Origin of the sequence: Sphingomonas sp. CL5.1 (genome assembly GCF_013344685.1) — a bacterium.
Taxonomy (GTDB): domain Bacteria; phylum Pseudomonadota; class Alphaproteobacteria; order Sphingomonadales; family Sphingomonadaceae; genus Sphingomonas.
In genome coordinates, this window is the sequence record NZ_CP050137.1 from 396095 (window position 1) to 412113 (window position 16019).

Consider the following 16019-nt stretch of genomic DNA (forward strand, 5'->3'; position numbering starts at 1 on the left):
CCTTCTTTTCGTTTGCGGGCGTCAGATTAGCGGCCGATCGGCCGTTGGCAATCAGTCCGCGCGCTTCAGGTGCGCCAGCTCGCCCGGCAGGCTGCGGGCGACGCAGAGGAAGTTCAGCCCGCCGATCGAGAACAGCACGCACACCGTCACCAGCGCGGCGCGCAGCCCCTGCCCGGAGGCCTTCGCGCAGGATGCGATCTGCGCCCCCTGCGCGCAGACGGCGGCATAGTCGCCCGCGAACGCGCGCGCCGCGTAGAAATCGCTCAGCCAGCCCGTCACCACCGGGCCGACCGTCATGCCCACCATGCTCATGATGAGCGTCAGGATCGCGGTGGCGGAGGCGCGCATCCGTGGCTCCACCAGATTGTGCGTGATGGCGTAGGTCGGCCCGTAATAGACGCCGGCGAACAGCCCCGGCGGGATCAGCAGCACGATCGTCCAGAACCATGTCGATTGCGAGAAGCCGATGACATAGGTGATCGAGGTCAGCACCATGCAGATCGCCGGCATCCAGCCGTACCAGCGCACGTCGCGCCGCCCGAGCCGGTCGGTCAGCATCCCGCCGAGCAGATATCCGCCGGCCAGCGACACGCTGTTGATCAGCGCGAAGGCCATCGCCGCCTCGGTATAGCCGACCGGGAAATTGCGCACGAAGAAGGGGTGCGCGAAGGTCATGCCCGACGAGCCGACGAAGCTCACCACCGTGCCGGCCATCACCAGATGGCGGAACGCCCGGCTGCCGGCGAGCCGGCGCACCACCGCGCCGAGCGGCGGCGCCTCCGCCCCCGCCAGCCGCCCGTCGGCCAGCCCGCGCGCCGGCTCGCCGAGGCCGAACCAGACGATCAGCGACAGCACCAGCCCCGGCAGCCCGACCAGCAGGAAAGCGGCGCGCCAGCCGAAATGCTGCGCCACGACCGCGCCGCCGATCGCGCCGAAGATGATCCCGATCGGCGTCGCCAGCCCGAGGATGCCGAAGGCGAAGGCGCGGCGGTCCGGCGGGAAATAGTCCGCGATCAGCGATTGCGAGGGCGGCCCCGCTCCCGCCTCGCCGACGCCGACGCCGATCCGCGCCAGCAGCAGGGCGGGGAAACCGGCGGCGGCGGCGCACAGGGCGGTCATCGCCGACCATATCGTCATCGCGACGACGATGATGCGCACGCGGTTATAGCGTTCGGCGAGCCGCGCGACCGGAATGCCGAGCATCCCGTAGAGCAGCGCGAACGCCGCGCCGCCAAGCAGGCCGAGCTGCATATCGCTCAGCTTCAGATCGGCCTTGATCGCCTGCCCGGTGGTGTTGAGGATCGTGCGGTCGATGAACGCGATCGTCGATACGGCGAGCAGCAGCGCCAGCGCCCAGCGCCGTTCGCGCGCGGTGGGGGGGACGTGCAGGTCCGCCGCATCGGGCGCGGCATCGCGGATCGGCTCGACGCTGCCGTGCATCAGGAGCGACGCCCCGGAACGACGCCGCTATCGGCCCGCGCGCCGATCCTCCGGCCATGAATGCCCACGGTCATATCCTCCCGGCGATTCCTCCGGTCCTGCCGGGGCATCAATAATGCTAAGGATACGAACCAATTTGTCAAATGCCGATCGTGTCCGGCCGGGCGCCCTCACCCGCCGACGTCTTCGAGCGCCCGCTCCTCCGGCGAGACGTTGATGGTCCGCCAGTCGCGACCCTTGGCGACCATCCCCTCGAACGACATCAGCCCGGCGGCGGGGATGCGCGGCGCGGCGGTGCCGATCGCCGGCTCGCCGCGCGCCACCGCCTGTGCCGCGCGGTACATCTGCGTGCGGAAGGTGAAGATTGCCTTGTCGCTCGATCCCAGCCGGTCCTCGCTGCGGTCGGCGATCGGACCCATCGATTCCCACATCGCCATGTCCTGCGTCGGGATGCCGTAGATGCCGGTGAAGTCCCCCGCCTTCATCGCCGCGCGATCCTGCATGTAATTGTTTTCGGCGTTGCGGACCTTGCGGAACGTCACCGGCTCGACGTCCTTGCCCACCTCCGCGCCGCAGAAGCGCCGCCACGCATCCTGCGAGATGCCCTTCTCGGGATGCCAGGCGATCCAGTAGAACATCGTGTTCTCGTCATCGACCGGCACCAGCATCTGGCTCAAATGATATTGGTCGTTGGGCGGGATGTGGACGGTGAACGGCGCGACGAACAATGTCATGCGCACGTAATCCTGCCTGTCCGGGTCGACGATCGGCGTGCGGATCGCGACGTAGCGGAAGCCGAACGGCGTCTTCTGCACCTCGATGCGCGGCGCCTTGTCGGCGGAGGGGCGCAGCCACGCGGTGTCGGTGGCGGTCGATCCCTCCACCTCGCTCGCGGTCGGCATGTTGGTGGAATGCAGGCTGGAACTGTGCGCCGAATCGATCGAGCCTTCCAGCACCTGCGCCCAGTTGCAGGCACCGTGCATCTTGACGATGCTGATCTTCTGCGGCGGCACCATCGCCCAGTTGGGCGGATCGAACGGCGTGACCCGCGCCGGATCGCCCATCCACACCCAGACGAAGCCGCCCGCCTCATGCACCGGATAGGCCCGCGCCTTCATCGTCTTGCGCAGCGCGGCGTCCGCCGGCTCCGACGACATGTCGACGGCATTGCCCTCCACGTCGAACTTCCAGCCGTGATAGAGGCAGCGCAGCCCGCATTCCTCGTTGCGCCCGAAGGCGAGCGAGGCGCGGCGGTGCGGGCATTTTTCGTCCAGCGCGCCGACGCGGCCCTGCGTATCGCGGAACACCACCATGTCCTCGCCCAGCAGCCGCACCCTGAGCGGCGTGCAGTCCGGCTCCGCCACCTCCTCGATCATGCACGCCGGCAACCAGTGCTGGCGCATCAGCCGCCCCATCGGCGCATCGCCCGCGACGCGGCAAAGAAGGTCGTTCTGCTCGGGTGTCATCCACCTGTCCCCATCCTGATTGAAATACTTCTATATCGAAGTATTTTGACATTCAAGCCACGACCCGTCAAAACCATGCGCGGCCCAGGGGAACATGACGCGCGATGAGCAGGATTCGATTGGGAATCATCGGGTTGGGGCGCGGCTTCATGCTCACGCTGCCGGCGTTGACGGGCGATGCGCGCATCGCGCTCGCCGGCGCGGCCGATCCGCGCGCCGACGCCCGCGCGCAATTTTCGCGCGAGTTCGGCGGCCGCGCCTTCGCCTCGCCGGAGGAGATGCTCGCCGCGCCCGATATCGACGCGGTCTATATCGCCTCGCCGCACGAGCATCACGCCGCGCAGACGATCGCCGCGCTCGAGGCCGGCAAGCATGTGCTGGTCGAAAAGCCGATGGCCACCAACGTCATGGATTGCGCGGCGATGGCGGAGGCCGCGTGCCGCGCCGGCCGCGTGCTGCTGGTCGGGCCGAGCCACGGCTTCGATGCCCCGGTGCGGGCCGCCGCCGAACTGATCGCCTCGGGCGCCTATGGGCCGCTGCGCCAGTTGCTGACGTTCAACTACACCGACTTCATGTATCGCCCGCGCCGCCCGGAGGAGCTCGATCCGGCACGCGGCGGCGGGGCGGTGTTCAGCCAGGCGGCGCACCAGATCGACATGGTGCGGCGGCTCGCGGGGCGGAAGCTGCGCGCGGTCCGCGCCAGCGCCGGAAACTGGGATGCCGCCCGCCCGAGCGACGGGGCCTATGCCGCGCTGCTGTTCTTCGACGGGGGCGCCAAGGCCTCGCTGACCTATAGCGGTTATGCGCATTACGACAGCGACGAGTTGATGGGCTGGATCGGTGAGCTGGGCCACGTCAAGGACGCGGCGCAATATGGCGCGGCACGACGATCGCTGCCGCAACAGGACGAGAGCGACGCGAAGCTCGCGCGCACTTATGGCAAGGGCGCCCTTCCCGCGCCCGCGCCGCACCACGAGCATTTCGGCTTCGTGCTGGCGAGCTGCGAGCGCGCCGACATCCGGCTGACGCCGACCGGCCTCGCCATCTACGCCGACGCCACGCGCGAATGGCGGCCGCTCCCCCCGCCGGTCGTGCCGCGTCAGGCGGTGATCGACGAATTCGCCGCCGCGATCGACGGCACCCGCGCGCCGGTCCACGATGGCCGCTGGGGGCTGGAGACCGTCGCCGCCTGCGCCGCGCTGATCGAATCGAGCCGGCGCGGCGCCGACATCTCCCCCGACACGATCATCCGCGAAGCCACGGAGCAACCATGAGCCGCCTTCCCCTTTCCTTCGCCTGCTGGAATTACGACCGCACCGAGGCGTTGCAGACCGGCCGCGTCCAGCCCGACGGGATCGACCTCAATTTCCTGCCGCTCGATGTGGAGGAGACTTTCTTCCGCATGTTGCGCAACCGCGAGTTCGACGTCGCGGAGCTTTCCATGTCCTCCTATTGCGTCACGCTGGGGCGGGAAGACCCCGGCTTCATCGCGATCCCGGTGTTCCCGTCACGCTTCTTCCGCCATTCGTGCATCTTCGTCTCGAAGGCGAGCGGGATCGAGAAGCCCGCCGACCTGATCGGCAAGCGCATCGGCGTGCCGGAATATCAGATGACCGCGCCGGTCTGGATACGCGGCATCCTGCACGACGAATATGGCGTCGATCCCGCCTCGGTCACCTATTTAACCGGCGGGGAGGAGGAGCCGGGGCGCGAGGAGAAGCTGAAGCTGAACCTGCCGCCGCGATTCCGCGTCGAGGCGATCGGACCGGAGCAGACGCTGGCGCGGATGCTCGCGGACGGCGAGATCGACGCGCTCCACACCGCCCGCGCACCCTCCACCTTCTATTCGGAGCCGGACAGGGTGGGCCGGCTGTTCCCCGATTTCGTCGATGTCGAGAAAGCCTATTTCGGCAAGACCGGCATCTTCCCGATCATGCACGTCGTCGCGATCCGCCGCGACGTCTATGAGAAGAACCGCTGGATCGCGCAGGCGCTCTACAAGGCGTTCGTCGCGGCGCAGCGGCTGAGCTACGAGCAACTGCTCGTCTCGGCCTCGCTAAAGACGATGCTGCCGTGGCAGATCGCGGCGGTGGAGGACACGATCGCGACGATGGGCCGCGAATGGTGGCCCTATGGCATCGGGCGCAACCGCCATGTGATCGAGACCTTCACCCGCTACCACCACGAGCAGGGACTCTCGCCGCGCCGCCTGACGGCGGAGGAAATGTTCGCGCCGGAGACTTTCGCCGAGTTCAGGATTTAGGTTAGTGCTCTAACCTTATCTGGGACGGGAGAGAAAGATCATGCAGGTCGGCGTCATCGCCTCATTCACCGCTTTGCCCGGCAAAGGCCCCGCGCTGCTCCAGGCGCTGCGCGACAATGTCGCCTTCGTGCGCGAGCGCGAGCCGGGTTGCCTGCGCTGCGACATCCTCGTCGCGACCGACGACGCCGACAAGATATCGCTGGTCGAGATCTACGAATCGCGGGCGGCCTATGACCTTCATCGCGCCGCCCCCTATGGCGGCGAGCTGCTCGCCCACGTCCAGCCGCATATGGACGGCTGGCCGAGCGCCGGGCTCTTCAACGTCGACGGCTGACGGACGGCGCGGCGGCCGAAAACTTCTTTACAAGCAACTCTGACCGTATGTTATGCAGCTCCATTCCGAAAACGGGGTGGAGGATGCGATGCAACGACGTGAGTTCCTGTTATCGGCGGCGGCAAGCGGCGCATTGGCATCGGCGGCGCGGGCCGGCGCGGCGGCGGTGCCGGCGAAGCCCGGCTTCCTGTGGGGCACGGCGGGCGCCGCCTATCAGATCGAGGGCGGCAATTACGCCAGCGACCTGTGGGTGGTCGAGCACGTCAAGCCGACGATCTTCGCCGAGCCGTCGGGCGACGCCTGCGACGCCTATCATCACGTCATGGAGGATATCGCGCTGGTCGCATCGCTCGGCTTCAACGCGCATCGCTTCTCGATCGAATGGTCGCGGATCGAGCCGGAGCGCGGGCAGATATCGCGCGCCGGCCTGGCTTATTACCGCCGCGTGCTGGAGGCGTGCCGCGAGCATCGCCTCGCGCCCGCCGTCACCTTCAACCATTTCACCGTGCCGCGCTGGGTGGCGGCGTCGGGTGGCTATGCCGATCCGGCCAATGTCGCCGCCTTCGCCGCGCATTGCCGCCGCGTGACGGAGGAGATGGGCGACCTGATCCACCTCGCCGCGACATTCAACGAGCCGAACCTTTCCACTGTCGTCCGCTGGGGCGGAATGCTCGACAAGGCGCGCCCGATCATCGCCATGATGCAGCAGGCGGCCGGCGCGGCGACGGCGTCGCCGGGCTGGGCCAGCCCGATGCTGGCGGGGGAGGCGCAATATGACGGCGTGCTCGCCGCCCATGCCGCCGCGATCGACGCGATGCGCGCCGGCGGCGGCAAATTCCCGATCGGCCTGACGCTGGCGGTGACGGCCGACCACGCCGCCGGGGGTGACGACAGCGGGCTGAAGCGCAAGCAGGCCGAGATGCTCGACCGCTGGCTCGCCGCGCCGGGCGACTTCATCGGCGTGCAGACCTATACCGGCAGCGCGGTGGACGCGAACGCCGACGTCCCCCCGCCGCCGGGCACCGAGCTGACGCAGATGGGCTACGCTTTTACCCCGGACGCGATCGAAAAGTCCGTCCGGCTGGTCGCGGGACGGACGAAGAAGGCGATCTACGTCACCGAGAATGGCGTCGCGACCGAGGACGACACGCGGCGCATCGCCTATATCCAGGGCGCGGTCGCCGGGGTGCAGCGCTGCGTCGCCGACGGCATCGACCTGCGCGGCTATTTCCACTGGTCGCTGCTCGACAATTGGGAATGGATGGCGGGCTACAAGCCGAAATTCGGGCTGGTGTCGGTCGATCCCAGGACGTTCCGGCGCACGCCCAAGCCCTCCGCGCGCTTCCTCGGCGCGATCGCGCGGCGCGGCGGGCTGGGCTGAGCTGTCAGCGCGCGGCGGCCGCGTCGATCAGGGCGCGGACGCCGGGGCCGATCTTGACGATCAGGTCGGCCGGCGGCTGCGGCAGCAGGAAGGATTCGATCGGCCGCCACGACGCCTTCTCCTGCGCATCGAGCGTGTCGAGCGCGGCGCGCGCCTTTACCGCGAGGTCGCGGTCGAGCGGCCGGTGCGCCTCGATCGCGGCGATCGCCTCCAGCCCATAGCCCGCCAGCGCGGCGATCTGCGCCGAGGTCGGCCGCGCCTCCTCCAGCAGCGGGCGGCCCGCCGACGCCGCGACGAAGCGCGCGTCATTGTCGCGCCATCGCATCAGCTCGCCGGTCAGCGCCGCCGCCAGCGACCGATCACCCCCGGCATAACGCGCGGCGTCGGCGGCGAAGCGTCGCGCGACGAGCGAATCGACCGGCGCGACGTCGGCCGGCGCGTTGAGCGGCTGGATGATGCGCTTGCCGGCCAGCGCCGCCTTGATGCGGTGATCGTGCGCCATGTTGCGCACCGGCCCGGTGATCGAGAGCAGGGTCATCACCGGTTCGACCGCATCGGGCGCGAGCCGCAGCGCCATCCGCATCCGGTTCGCCTGATCGTCCAGCCCGTCGACCGTCAGCAGCGCGCCGACCGTGCCCAGCCGGCGATACATGTCGGCGGGATCGCGCACCGATTTCGCCGACCAGAAACGCTCCGCCAGCGCCGCCGCGCGCGGCCACAGCACATGATCCAGCATCTCGTCGGTGGTCGTCGGCGTCCACAGCGGCGCCTCGCCGCCCAGCACCAGCCGCTCCTGTTCCGCCGTCAGCGGCGGGCGGGGGAAGGCGACCAGCGCGTCGCCGACATAGCCGGCGAGGAACGGGCTGGCCTTGCGCAGCATGGCGGCGAACTCGGGGGTGAAGCCGGCCGACGCGGTATCGGTAGGATCGAAAGCGTAATGGAAATCCGCCGGCATCAGCAGGTCGAGATAATAGCCCGCCGACACCACCGTGCGATAGCCCTTGGCGGTGACGTCGGCGGTGACGTTCGAGGTCTGCCACGCCTGCACGATCGCGTCGGTGGCGAGGCCGGGGCGTTCGGCCACTTCCTCCCATCCCATCATCGTCTTGCCGTGGCGGCGCAGGATCTGCTGCGCGCGGCGGTGGAAGTAATTCTCCACCGCGCGGCTGTCCGCCAGCTTCTCGCGCGCCATCAACGCGCGAACGCCCGCGTCGCCGTCCCACACGCCCCTGGCCACCTCGTCGCCGCCGATGTGGAAGACGGGATCGGGGAACAGCGCCGCCATCTCGCTGACCAGGGCGTCGAGGAAGCGCCAGGTGGTGGGCGCGGCGGGATCGAGCGCCACGTCGGCCGTGCCGAGCGGCCCTTTCTTCCCCTCCACCCCCAGTTCGGGATAGGCCCGCACGATCGCGCGGCTGTGGCCCGGCACGTCGAATTCGGGGATGACGCGGATGCCGCGCTCCGCCGCATAAGCGACAAGCTCGCGGACCTGCGCCTGCGTGTAATATTCCCCGCCGGCGGTCAGCTTCGGATAGCGGCGGACCTCGACGCGGAAGCCCTCGTCGTCGCTGAGGTGCAGGTGGAGGACGTTGAGCTTCACCCGCTCCATCGCGTCGATCTGGCGCTTGACCGTCTCGACGGTGAGAAAATGGCGCGCGCTATCGAGCATCACGCCGCGCCACGCGAAACGCGGCGCGTCGTCGATCGTCACCGCCGCGAGCCGGATGCCCTGCGGCGACAGCCCGACGAGCTGGCGCAAGGTGGCGAAGGCCCGCAATATTCCGCTGCGCCCCTGCGCGTCGATATGGATGCCCTGCGCCGTCACCGTCAGACGGTAGCCCTCGCCCTTGTCGGCCGCGTCGTCGGCGCTGGCGCAGGTGACGGCGAGCGGCACCGCCGCGCCCGCATCGAACGCCAGCCCGGTCTGCCGGCCGATATCCGCCTGCAACCGCGCCGCCGCATCGTCGAGCCGCCGCGCATCGCCGCAGCCGGACCAGCGCGGCGCGAGCGGCCCGGCGATCGCCAGCGTCCCCTCGCCCGGCGCGACCGAGGTGGGGAGCGGCATCAGCGCGGGAGTCGCGCCGGCAACGCCGGAAACCAGCATCGCGCCGGCCAGCAGCAGCGCCTTCACTGCCGCGCCCCGGCGGTCAGGTCGAGCCGCGCCCGCCACGGATCGGGGCCGGCCACCGCCTTCGCATCGCGGGTGAAGTCCATCAGCGGTTCGCCGTCCTTGCCGACGCGCGGCCAGCCCGGCAGGCCCGTGCCATTGGGATCACCCGTCTTGATGAACTGCGCGAGATAGGAGTGGAACAGGCGCTGCGTTTCGATATCCTCAGGCGTCAGGCCGTTGGGATAAGCGACGCGGATCGTGCCGAAGGCATAAGCGACGTCGCTCGCGTGCTCCGCGCCGGGAACCGGCTTGCCCCGGATCGGGGTCGCGACATAGCCGAAGCGATAGCGCCACGCCGGCGCGTTCCGTTCCGCCGTGATCCGAGCGATGCGGCGCGCCGGCTCGGTCATGGAGCGATCCGCGCCGATCAGCGTGTTGATCGCGGGCAGCGCGCCCTGCCCGCCCGGATCATAGGCCGCGCGCGCGGCGGCGGGATCGGCGAAGGCGGCGAACGCCTCGTCCTTCGTCATCGCGCGGTTCAGCCCGAGATCGGCGTCGGTCGTGCCGATCAGCAACGGCAACGCGTCACGCCGGGCAGCGAGCGCGCGATCGGCGTCCGCCGTCACCACGCGCCCGTCCTCGATCGGCCCGGTGAAGCGCGCAAGGCCGTCGAACACCAGCGAGATCATGCTCAGCCCGTCGTTGATCCTCGATGCGGGCAGCGCGCGCAGCCGGGCGAGCGAAGCCGCATCGCCACCCTCGATCCCGGCGGAAGCGGCGAAGGCCAGTCCCGCCTTCTCCGCCGACACCCCGCCCGCCGCGTCCTCATGCAGCAATCGCCGGCCCAGCAACGGCGCTGCGCCGCCACCCGACTGGACGATCGCGCGCGCGAACAACCCGCGCGCCAGCGGCGATCCGGCGAGCAGCAGCACTGATTCGCCCCCGGCGGATTCACCCATCACCGTCACACGGCGCGGATCGCCACCGAAGGCGGCGATGTTGCGCTTCACCCATTGCAGCGCGGCGATCTGGTCGAGCAGGCCGTAATTGCCCTTCGCCTCCTCCGGATGCTCGGCCGACAGCGCGGGGAAGCCGAAGAAGCCCAGCCGCCCGAGCCGATAGTTGAAGGTGACGGCGACGATGCCGTCATGCGCGAACGCCTCCCCGCGCGTCTGCGGGTCCGAGCTGCCGCCGGCGACATAGGCCCCGCCGTGAATCCACACCACGACAGGCAGCGCGGCCCCGCGATGCCCGGCCGGCCGCCACACGTTCGCGGTGAGGCAATCCTCCGCTATCGGGCGCGGATCGCTCGCCTCGCGCGCCTGGATGCAATCCGGGCCGATCGCGCCCGCCTCGCGCACGCCGCTCCAGCGCGTGGCGGGCTGCGGCGGCCGCCAGCGCAGCGCGCCGACCGGCGGCGCGGCATAGGGAATGGCGAGGAATGCCTCCACCCCGTCCGACGCGGTGCCGCGCACCTGCCCCGCGTCGGTGACGACGACCGGCGCGGCATCGGGAGCGGCGGCGATGAGCAGCGACGCCGACGCGAGCAGCCACCACGGCCTCACCGGCGGCGGCTCTCGGTGGCGGCGTCGAGCCGCGCGGTGCCGCGCAATTCCGGCTCGCCGGCGGACTTGCCGACGAAGAAGCGATATTCGCCCGCCAGCCGCGCCCATTGCCCGGCCTTCTCGTCATAGGAGAGCAGCAGCCACGGATCGGCGGCGATCGTCACCTCGCGCGTCTCGCCCGGTTTCAGCGACACCCGCGCCCAGCCGGCCAGCCGATGCGTGCGGCCGGGCGGCGCGACATAGAGCTGCGCGACCTCCACGCCCTCGCGCCTGCCGGTGTTGGTGATCCGCGCGGTGACGGTCAGCCCCGCGCCGCCCGCCTGCTTCAGCCCGGCATAGGCGAAGCTGGTATAGGTCAGGCCGTAGCCGAACGGGAACAGCGGCTTCGCGTCGGTCTTCTCGAACCAGCGATAGCCGATGTCGCTGCCTTCCTTATAGTCGATCGTGAACGGATCGTATTTCACGCCGATGCCGAGCGGCCGCTGCTTCGCCGGGTCGTAGCCCACCTCTTGCGGGTGCGGGAGCTGGTCGGTCGCGGCGGGGAAGGTAAGCGGCAGCCGGCCCGACGGCGACGATGCGCCGGAAAGGATCGCGGCGATCGCCTCGCCGCCGCGCTGGCCGGGGAACCATGCCTCCAGCACCGCGCCGACCTTGTCGAGCCACGGCATCACGACCGGGTTGCCGGTCTCCAGCACCACGCCGGTGCACGGGTTGGCGGCGGCGACGGCGGCGATCATCGCATCCTGCCCGTAAGGCAGCGACAGGTCCGCGCTGTCGACCCCCTCCATCTCCGGCTTCACCGCGAAGACGAGGGCGATATCCGCCTCCTTCGCGACGGCGGCGGCGCGGGCCGCGTCCGATCCGTCGTCGAACACGATCCGCGCGCCCGGCAGCGCCGCCTGCAATGCCTTGAGCGGCGAGGACAGGTCATAGGACGGCGCCATCAGCGCAAGCAGCGGATGCGTCCCCTCCGGCACGTCGCGATAGACGCCGCCATAGGGGATCACCTGCGACGAGCCGCCGCCGGCCGGCACGCCCTTGTCGGCGTGGCGGCCGATCACCGCGATCGTCCTCGCGCCGGCGGCGAGCGGCAGCAGGCCGTCGTTCTTGAGCAGCACCATGCCGGCCTCGGCCATCGCCTGCGCGCGCGCGGCATGGGCGGCCTGATCGATCGCCCCGCCCGGCCTGGCGACATGATCGAGCGCGCCGACCGCGATCATCGAGCGCACGATGCGCAGCGCCATCTCGCGCACCTGCGCGCGGCTGATCTCGCCCTTGTCGATCGCCGCCGGGATGCCGGCGAAATAATCCTTGTCCTGCGGCGATTGCTGGTCCAGCCCCGCGTCGATCGACGGCTTCAGGCTCATCGTCGCGCCCCAGTCGGACATCACCCAGCCACGATAGCCCCAGTCGCCGCGCAGCACCTGCTTTAGAAGGTAATCGCTTTCGCAGGCATAGCTGCCGCGCACGCGGTTATAGGCGCACATCACCGACGCGGGCCTGCCGCGCCTGATGCCGATCTCGAACGCCAGCAGATCGGATTCGCGCAAGGCAGCGTCCGACGCCCGCACGTCATAGACGAAGCGGCCGCTCTCCTGGCTGTTGGCGGCGAAATGCTTGATCGTGGAGGCGACGTGATGCGCCTGGATGCCCGCGATCTGCTCGCCGACCAGCGTGCCCGCGAGCAGCGGGTCCTCACCGAGATATTCGAAGTTGCGCCCGTTGCGCGGCTCGCGCGCCAGGTTCACCCCGCCGGCGAGCTGGACGTTGATCCCCTTGGCGAACGCCTCCGCGCCGATGATGTCGCCGGCCGCATGGGCCATCGCCGGATCGAACGTCGCGGCGAGCGACAAGGTGGAGGGGAGCGCCGTCGCATGGTCGCCCGGCCGCAGATAGCCGATATCGGCGACGCCGAGGCTGGCGTCGGCCAGTTGCAGCGCGGGGAAGCCGAGCCGCTCGATCGCGGGCACGAAGCCGGCGGTGCCGATCGCGCCCTTCGGCTTTTCGGTTCGCATCGCCTCCGGGATGAACGGCGGCAGCGGCACGCCGAGATCAAGCAGGCTGGCGCCCGAACGCGATTTCAGCAGCGAGAGCTGCTCGTCGAGCGTCATCCTGTCTACGAGCGCGGCGGCGCGGGCGTCGATCGCGGCCTCGTTGCCGGCGCGGGTGTTGGTCGCGGTTATCGGCCTGTCCTTTGCTGCTGCGGGAAATGCCGCCGCCGCGACGATGATCGCCAGCGCGGTCATGGGAATGCGTCGGATGAGAGTCATTGCTTCGCCCTGGCTGTGTCGGTGGCGCCGGCCCCGGCGCGCGGGTGATCGAGCTGGAGCGCGCCATTCTCGAACCCGGCGTCGATCAGGCGGCTGAGCAAGCGGATCGAGGCGACGATCTCTTCCGGGCGCGGGGCCAGCACGCTCGCGATCGACAAGCCGCGCACCGCCCAGACGATCAGCCGCATCATCGCCATCGACGAATCCACCACCCCGATGGTTTCGCGGATACGCCGAAGCGCATCCTCCTCGATCCGGGCCTGCAACGGCGCCAGCTTCTCGGCGAGGACGTGATCGCTGCGCGAGCCTTGCAGGATCTCCAGCACCGCGACGCCCGATGGCCGGCTGAGCACCTTCCACCCCACCTCGGGATAGGCGCGGATGATCTCGCGCGGGTTGGTCATCCCGCGAAAATGCTCCGCGTAACGCGCCAGCTCTTCCTCATAGACCGCCTCGACCACGAAGGTCATCAGATCGGCCTTGGTGCGGAACTGATGGAGCATCGCGCCGCGGCTGACCCCGGCCTCCGCCGCGACCAGCAGGGTCGTCGTCGCGCCATAACCATGTTCCCGCAGCACGCGGATCGCCGCATCGAGCAGGACCGCGCGCGTTCCCGCGCTGCGCTCCGCTTGCGTCCGTCGGCGTCGAACTTCCGTCATTCCCCTCCTCCAGTCGGCGACGAATCCGCCGTCCATCGGCACGCATAGCGCGTCATTTCCATCCGGCTAGCGCGATTAGGCGGCCCTGGTCAACAAACAAACGGGCTTGACTGACTGTAAATTACAGCCATACCGGCCCCAAGCGATCGAGTGCCGGGCGGTCCGGCCGCGAATCGCCGGGGGAGGAGCAAGGGAAAATGGAAAAGCGGGCATTGAGGAGCGCGTTGCTTGGTTCGGCGACGGCGCTGATGACGATCGCGACGCCGGCATGGGCGGCCGAGCCGGCGCAGGCTGGCGCGACGGCGCAGAATCCCGACGACATCATCGTCACCGCGACACGCCGCGAGGAGCGGTTGCAGGACGTTCCCGTCGCGGTGAGCGCGGTTTCCGGGCAGGATCTGGCGAAGACCGGCTTCCGCGAGGCGACCGACATCCAGTATCTCGCGCCCAACATCACCTTCTCGGCGACCAACCCGGTATCGAACGGCGGCGGCTACCAGATACGCGGCATCGGCACGCAGACCTATGACAGCGGCGTCGAGCAGACCGTCGGCCTCGTCGTCGACGGCGTGGTGATCGGCCTGTCGCGCGACCCCGGCGCGACCGGCTTCGCCGATGTCGAGCGCGTCGAGGTGCTGCGCGGCCCGCAGGGCACGCTGTTCGGCAAGAACTCCTCCGCCGGCGTGATCCAGATCATCACGAAGAAGCCGCAGCTCGGCGTCAGCTCGCTCGACCTCGACCTTTCCTATGGCGAGCGCAACGACCAGCTCGAGCGCGCCACCGCCAACGTGCCGCTGGGAAGCAACGTCGCGCTGCGCGTCTCCGCGTTCCACAATGCGCAGGACGGCGCGATCCCCAATGTCGTCAACGGCACCCGCGTCGGCGACCGCGACAATTACGGCATTCGCGGCAAATTGCTGTGGGAGCCGACCGAGAACCTCTCGCTGCTGCTGACCGGCGAATATCAGACCGGTTTTGCGCGCGACGGCCAGCTCATCGAATCGCTCGGCACCAACCCGCTCTACAACCTCGCCTTCAACCGGTTCGCGGTGAAGCCGGGGCATAATGTCTATATCGCCTATAACGACGGCGACTGGACGGCAAACACGCGGCTGTGGGGCAGCTCGCTCCAGGCCGATTACCGGCTGGGCGATTTCACGCTGACCTCGATCACCGCCTATCGCTCGCTCAAGACCACCCAGCTCACCGATATCGACGGCTCGCCGGCCGATATCTTCAACCATAGCGACGGCGGGATCGACAGCAACCAGTTCACGCAGGAGCTGCGCCTCACCTCGCCCGCCGGCAAGCGGCTCGAATATACGCTCGGCCTCTATTATTATCACACCACCAACGGCGGCTGGACGGCGCAATACGGCGATTTCAACTTCGGGCCGCTGTTCCCCGGCTATGGCGTGCCGATTGTGCTCGGCGGCGGCAATCGCCTCAACACCAATTACGTGCGCAGCCTCGCGGCCTATGGGCAGGCGACGTACAAGGTGGTCGAGGGCGTCAAGCTGATCGGCGGGCTGCGCTATACCAACGATCGCAATCACGGCGAGCTGGTCGTGGAGAAGCTGCCCTTCCCGGCGATCGTCTCGGGCCAACTCCCCAATTATTCGGGGACGGTGCGGGCGGACAACGTGTCAGGCAAGGTCGGCCTGCAGATCGAGCCGACCCGCGACGTGATGTTCTACGCCACCTGGTCGACCGGCTACAAGGGCCCGGCGATCGACGGCACCACCGGCACGATCCACGAGGTGAAGCCGGAGACGGTCAAGAGCTACGAGATCGGCCTGAAATCTCAGCTGTTCAACGGCGCGCTGACCTTCAACACCGCGCTCTACTGGTCTGACTTCACCAATTTCCAGGCGCAGACGTTCGACACCAGCGTCACGCCGCCGGCCTTCTACCTTTCCAATGCCGGCGGGATGCGCGCGCGCGGCGTGGAGGTGGAGACCAGCCTGCACGTCTCGCCGCGCCTGCGCCTGTCGGCCAACGGCGCATACAGCGACGCGACGTTCCGCGAATATCTCGGCACCTGCTATCCGGGCCAGCCGATGTCGCCGACGGCGGGCGTCGGCTGCTACGTCGATCCGGCGACCAGTGCGAACGTCGCGAACTATGCTGGCTATCGCCTGCCCAACGCGCCCGAATGGTCCTATACGCTGCGCGGCGACTTCAACCAGCCGCTGGGCGACGACCTGACGCTCGACGCCAACGCCAATTGGGCGTGGCGCGACCGTACGCAGGCGGTGCTTGGCGATCCGAAGTCCGAAATCCGTGCCTATGGCCTGCTCAACGGCACGATCGGCATCGGCGCGAGCGACGGGGCGTGGCATGTCGGCATCTATGCGCGCAACCTGCTCAACACGCATTTCTACGCCGCTTACGCCGCCCCGGCCGCGATCAATCCGGGCGGTTATTCGAAGATCGTCAGCCCCGATGCGTTCCGCACCATCGGCGGCACGGTGAGCTTCCATTTCTGAGCCATCCCCTGCCGGGCCGGACGCAATGTCCGGCCCGGTCTT

At 69.1% G+C, this 16019-nt stretch carries 11 protein-coding genes; 5 read left to right on the plus strand and 6 right to left on the minus strand.

Annotated elements, in window-relative coordinates:
- Positions 1-51: 51 nt before the first annotated feature.
- Both F9288_RS01850 and F9288_RS01855 read right to left on the minus strand, forming a co-directional pair.
- Complete coding sequence (locus F9288_RS01850; protein ID WP_174835001.1) at positions 52-1440, minus strand: MFS transporter; 1389 nt, start codon at positions 1438-1440, stop codon at positions 52-54.
- 170 nt (positions 1441-1610) lie between these two features.
- Positions 1611-2906, minus strand: a complete 1296-nt coding sequence (locus tag F9288_RS01855) for a Rieske 2Fe-2S domain-containing protein (RefSeq protein ID WP_174835002.1) — start codon at positions 2904-2906, stop codon at positions 1611-1613.
- 104 nt (positions 2907-3010) lie between these two features.
- Between F9288_RS01855 and F9288_RS01860 the strand changes: the two genes are divergently transcribed.
- The 4 genes from F9288_RS01860 to F9288_RS01875 all read left to right on the plus strand — a co-directional run bounded on the left by F9288_RS01860 (position 3011) and on the right by F9288_RS01875 (position 6884).
- The gene (locus F9288_RS01860) at positions 3011-4180 is read left to right on the plus strand and encodes a Gfo/Idh/MocA family protein (protein WP_174835003.1); all 1170 of its coding nucleotides are present in this window, start codon (positions 3011-3013) and stop codon (positions 4178-4180) included.
- Complete coding sequence (locus tag F9288_RS01865; protein ID WP_174835004.1) at positions 4177-5169, plus strand: ABC transporter substrate-binding protein; 993 nt, start codon at positions 4177-4179, stop codon at positions 5167-5169. Before F9288_RS01860 ends, F9288_RS01865 begins: the two co-directional genes overlap by 4 nt.
- A gap of 40 nt (positions 5170-5209) precedes the next feature.
- On the plus strand, positions 5210-5503 hold the full coding sequence (locus F9288_RS01870; RefSeq protein WP_174835005.1) for a putative quinol monooxygenase: 294 nt from the start codon (positions 5210-5212) through the stop codon (positions 5501-5503).
- Positions 5504-5591: 88 nt separating this feature from the next.
- The gene (locus F9288_RS01875; RefSeq protein ID WP_174835006.1) at positions 5592-6884 is read left to right on the plus strand and encodes a glycoside hydrolase family 1 protein; all 1293 of its coding nucleotides are present in this window, start codon (positions 5592-5594) and stop codon (positions 6882-6884) included.
- 4 nt (positions 6885-6888) lie between these two features.
- On the opposite strand, the gene F9288_RS01880 is transcribed toward F9288_RS01875, so the two are convergent.
- From F9288_RS01880 to F9288_RS01895, 4 genes are read right to left on the minus strand one after another with little or no spacing between them, the layout of a single operon-like run.
- Positions 6889-9015, minus strand: a complete 2127-nt coding sequence (locus F9288_RS01880; RefSeq protein ID WP_174835007.1) for a beta-N-acetylhexosaminidase — start codon at positions 9013-9015, stop codon at positions 6889-6891.
- On the minus strand, positions 9012-10559 hold the full coding sequence (locus F9288_RS01885) for a carboxylesterase/lipase family protein (protein ID WP_174835008.1): 1548 nt from the start codon (positions 10557-10559) through the stop codon (positions 9012-9014). The genes F9288_RS01880 and F9288_RS01885 overlap by 4 nt, the downstream gene beginning before the upstream one ends.
- Complete coding sequence (locus F9288_RS01890; RefSeq protein ID WP_174835009.1) at positions 10556-12829, minus strand: glycoside hydrolase family 3 protein; 2274 nt, start codon at positions 12827-12829, stop codon at positions 10556-10558. The genes F9288_RS01885 and F9288_RS01890 overlap by 4 nt, the downstream gene beginning before the upstream one ends.
- Positions 12826-13488, minus strand: coding sequence for a TetR/AcrR family transcriptional regulator (locus tag F9288_RS01895; RefSeq protein WP_174835010.1), 663 nt, complete (start codon positions 13486-13488; stop codon positions 12826-12828). Before F9288_RS01895 ends, F9288_RS01890 begins: the two co-directional genes overlap by 4 nt.
- A 197-nt stretch (positions 13489-13685) precedes the next feature.
- Between F9288_RS01895 and F9288_RS01900 the strand changes: the two genes are divergently transcribed.
- The gene (locus F9288_RS01900; protein ID WP_174835011.1) at positions 13686-15977 is read left to right on the plus strand and encodes a TonB-dependent receptor; all 2292 of its coding nucleotides are present in this window, start codon (positions 13686-13688) and stop codon (positions 15975-15977) included.
- Positions 15978-16019 lie beyond the last annotated feature (42 nt).

Coding starts and splice junctions, on each gene's coding strand:
- F9288_RS01850 (WP_174835001.1), bottom strand. CDS start 1,440: ATGCACGGCAGCGTCGAGCCGATCCGCGATGCCGCGCCCGATGCGGCG.
- F9288_RS01855 (WP_174835002.1), bottom strand. CDS start 2,906: ATGACACCCGAGCAGAACGACCTTCTTTGCCGCGTCGCGGGCGATGCG.
- F9288_RS01870 (WP_174835005.1), top strand. CDS start 5,210: ATGCAGGTCGGCGTCATCGCCTCATTCACCGCTTTGCCCGGCAAAGGC.
- F9288_RS01860 (WP_174835003.1), top strand. CDS start 3,011: ATGAGCAGGATTCGATTGGGAATCATCGGGTTGGGGCGCGGCTTCATG.
- F9288_RS01875 (WP_174835006.1), top strand. CDS start 5,592: ATGCAACGACGTGAGTTCCTGTTATCGGCGGCGGCAAGCGGCGCATTG.
- F9288_RS01890 (WP_174835009.1), bottom strand. CDS start 12,829: ATGACTCTCATCCGACGCATTCCCATGACCGCGCTGGCGATCATCGTC.
- F9288_RS01865 (WP_174835004.1), top strand. CDS start 4,177: ATGAGCCGCCTTCCCCTTTCCTTCGCCTGCTGGAATTACGACCGCACC.
- F9288_RS01900 (WP_174835011.1), top strand. CDS start 13,686: ATGGAAAAGCGGGCATTGAGGAGCGCGTTGCTTGGTTCGGCGACGGCG.
- F9288_RS01895 (WP_174835010.1), bottom strand. CDS start 13,488: ATGACGGAAGTTCGACGCCGACGGACGCAAGCGGAGCGCAGCGCGGGA.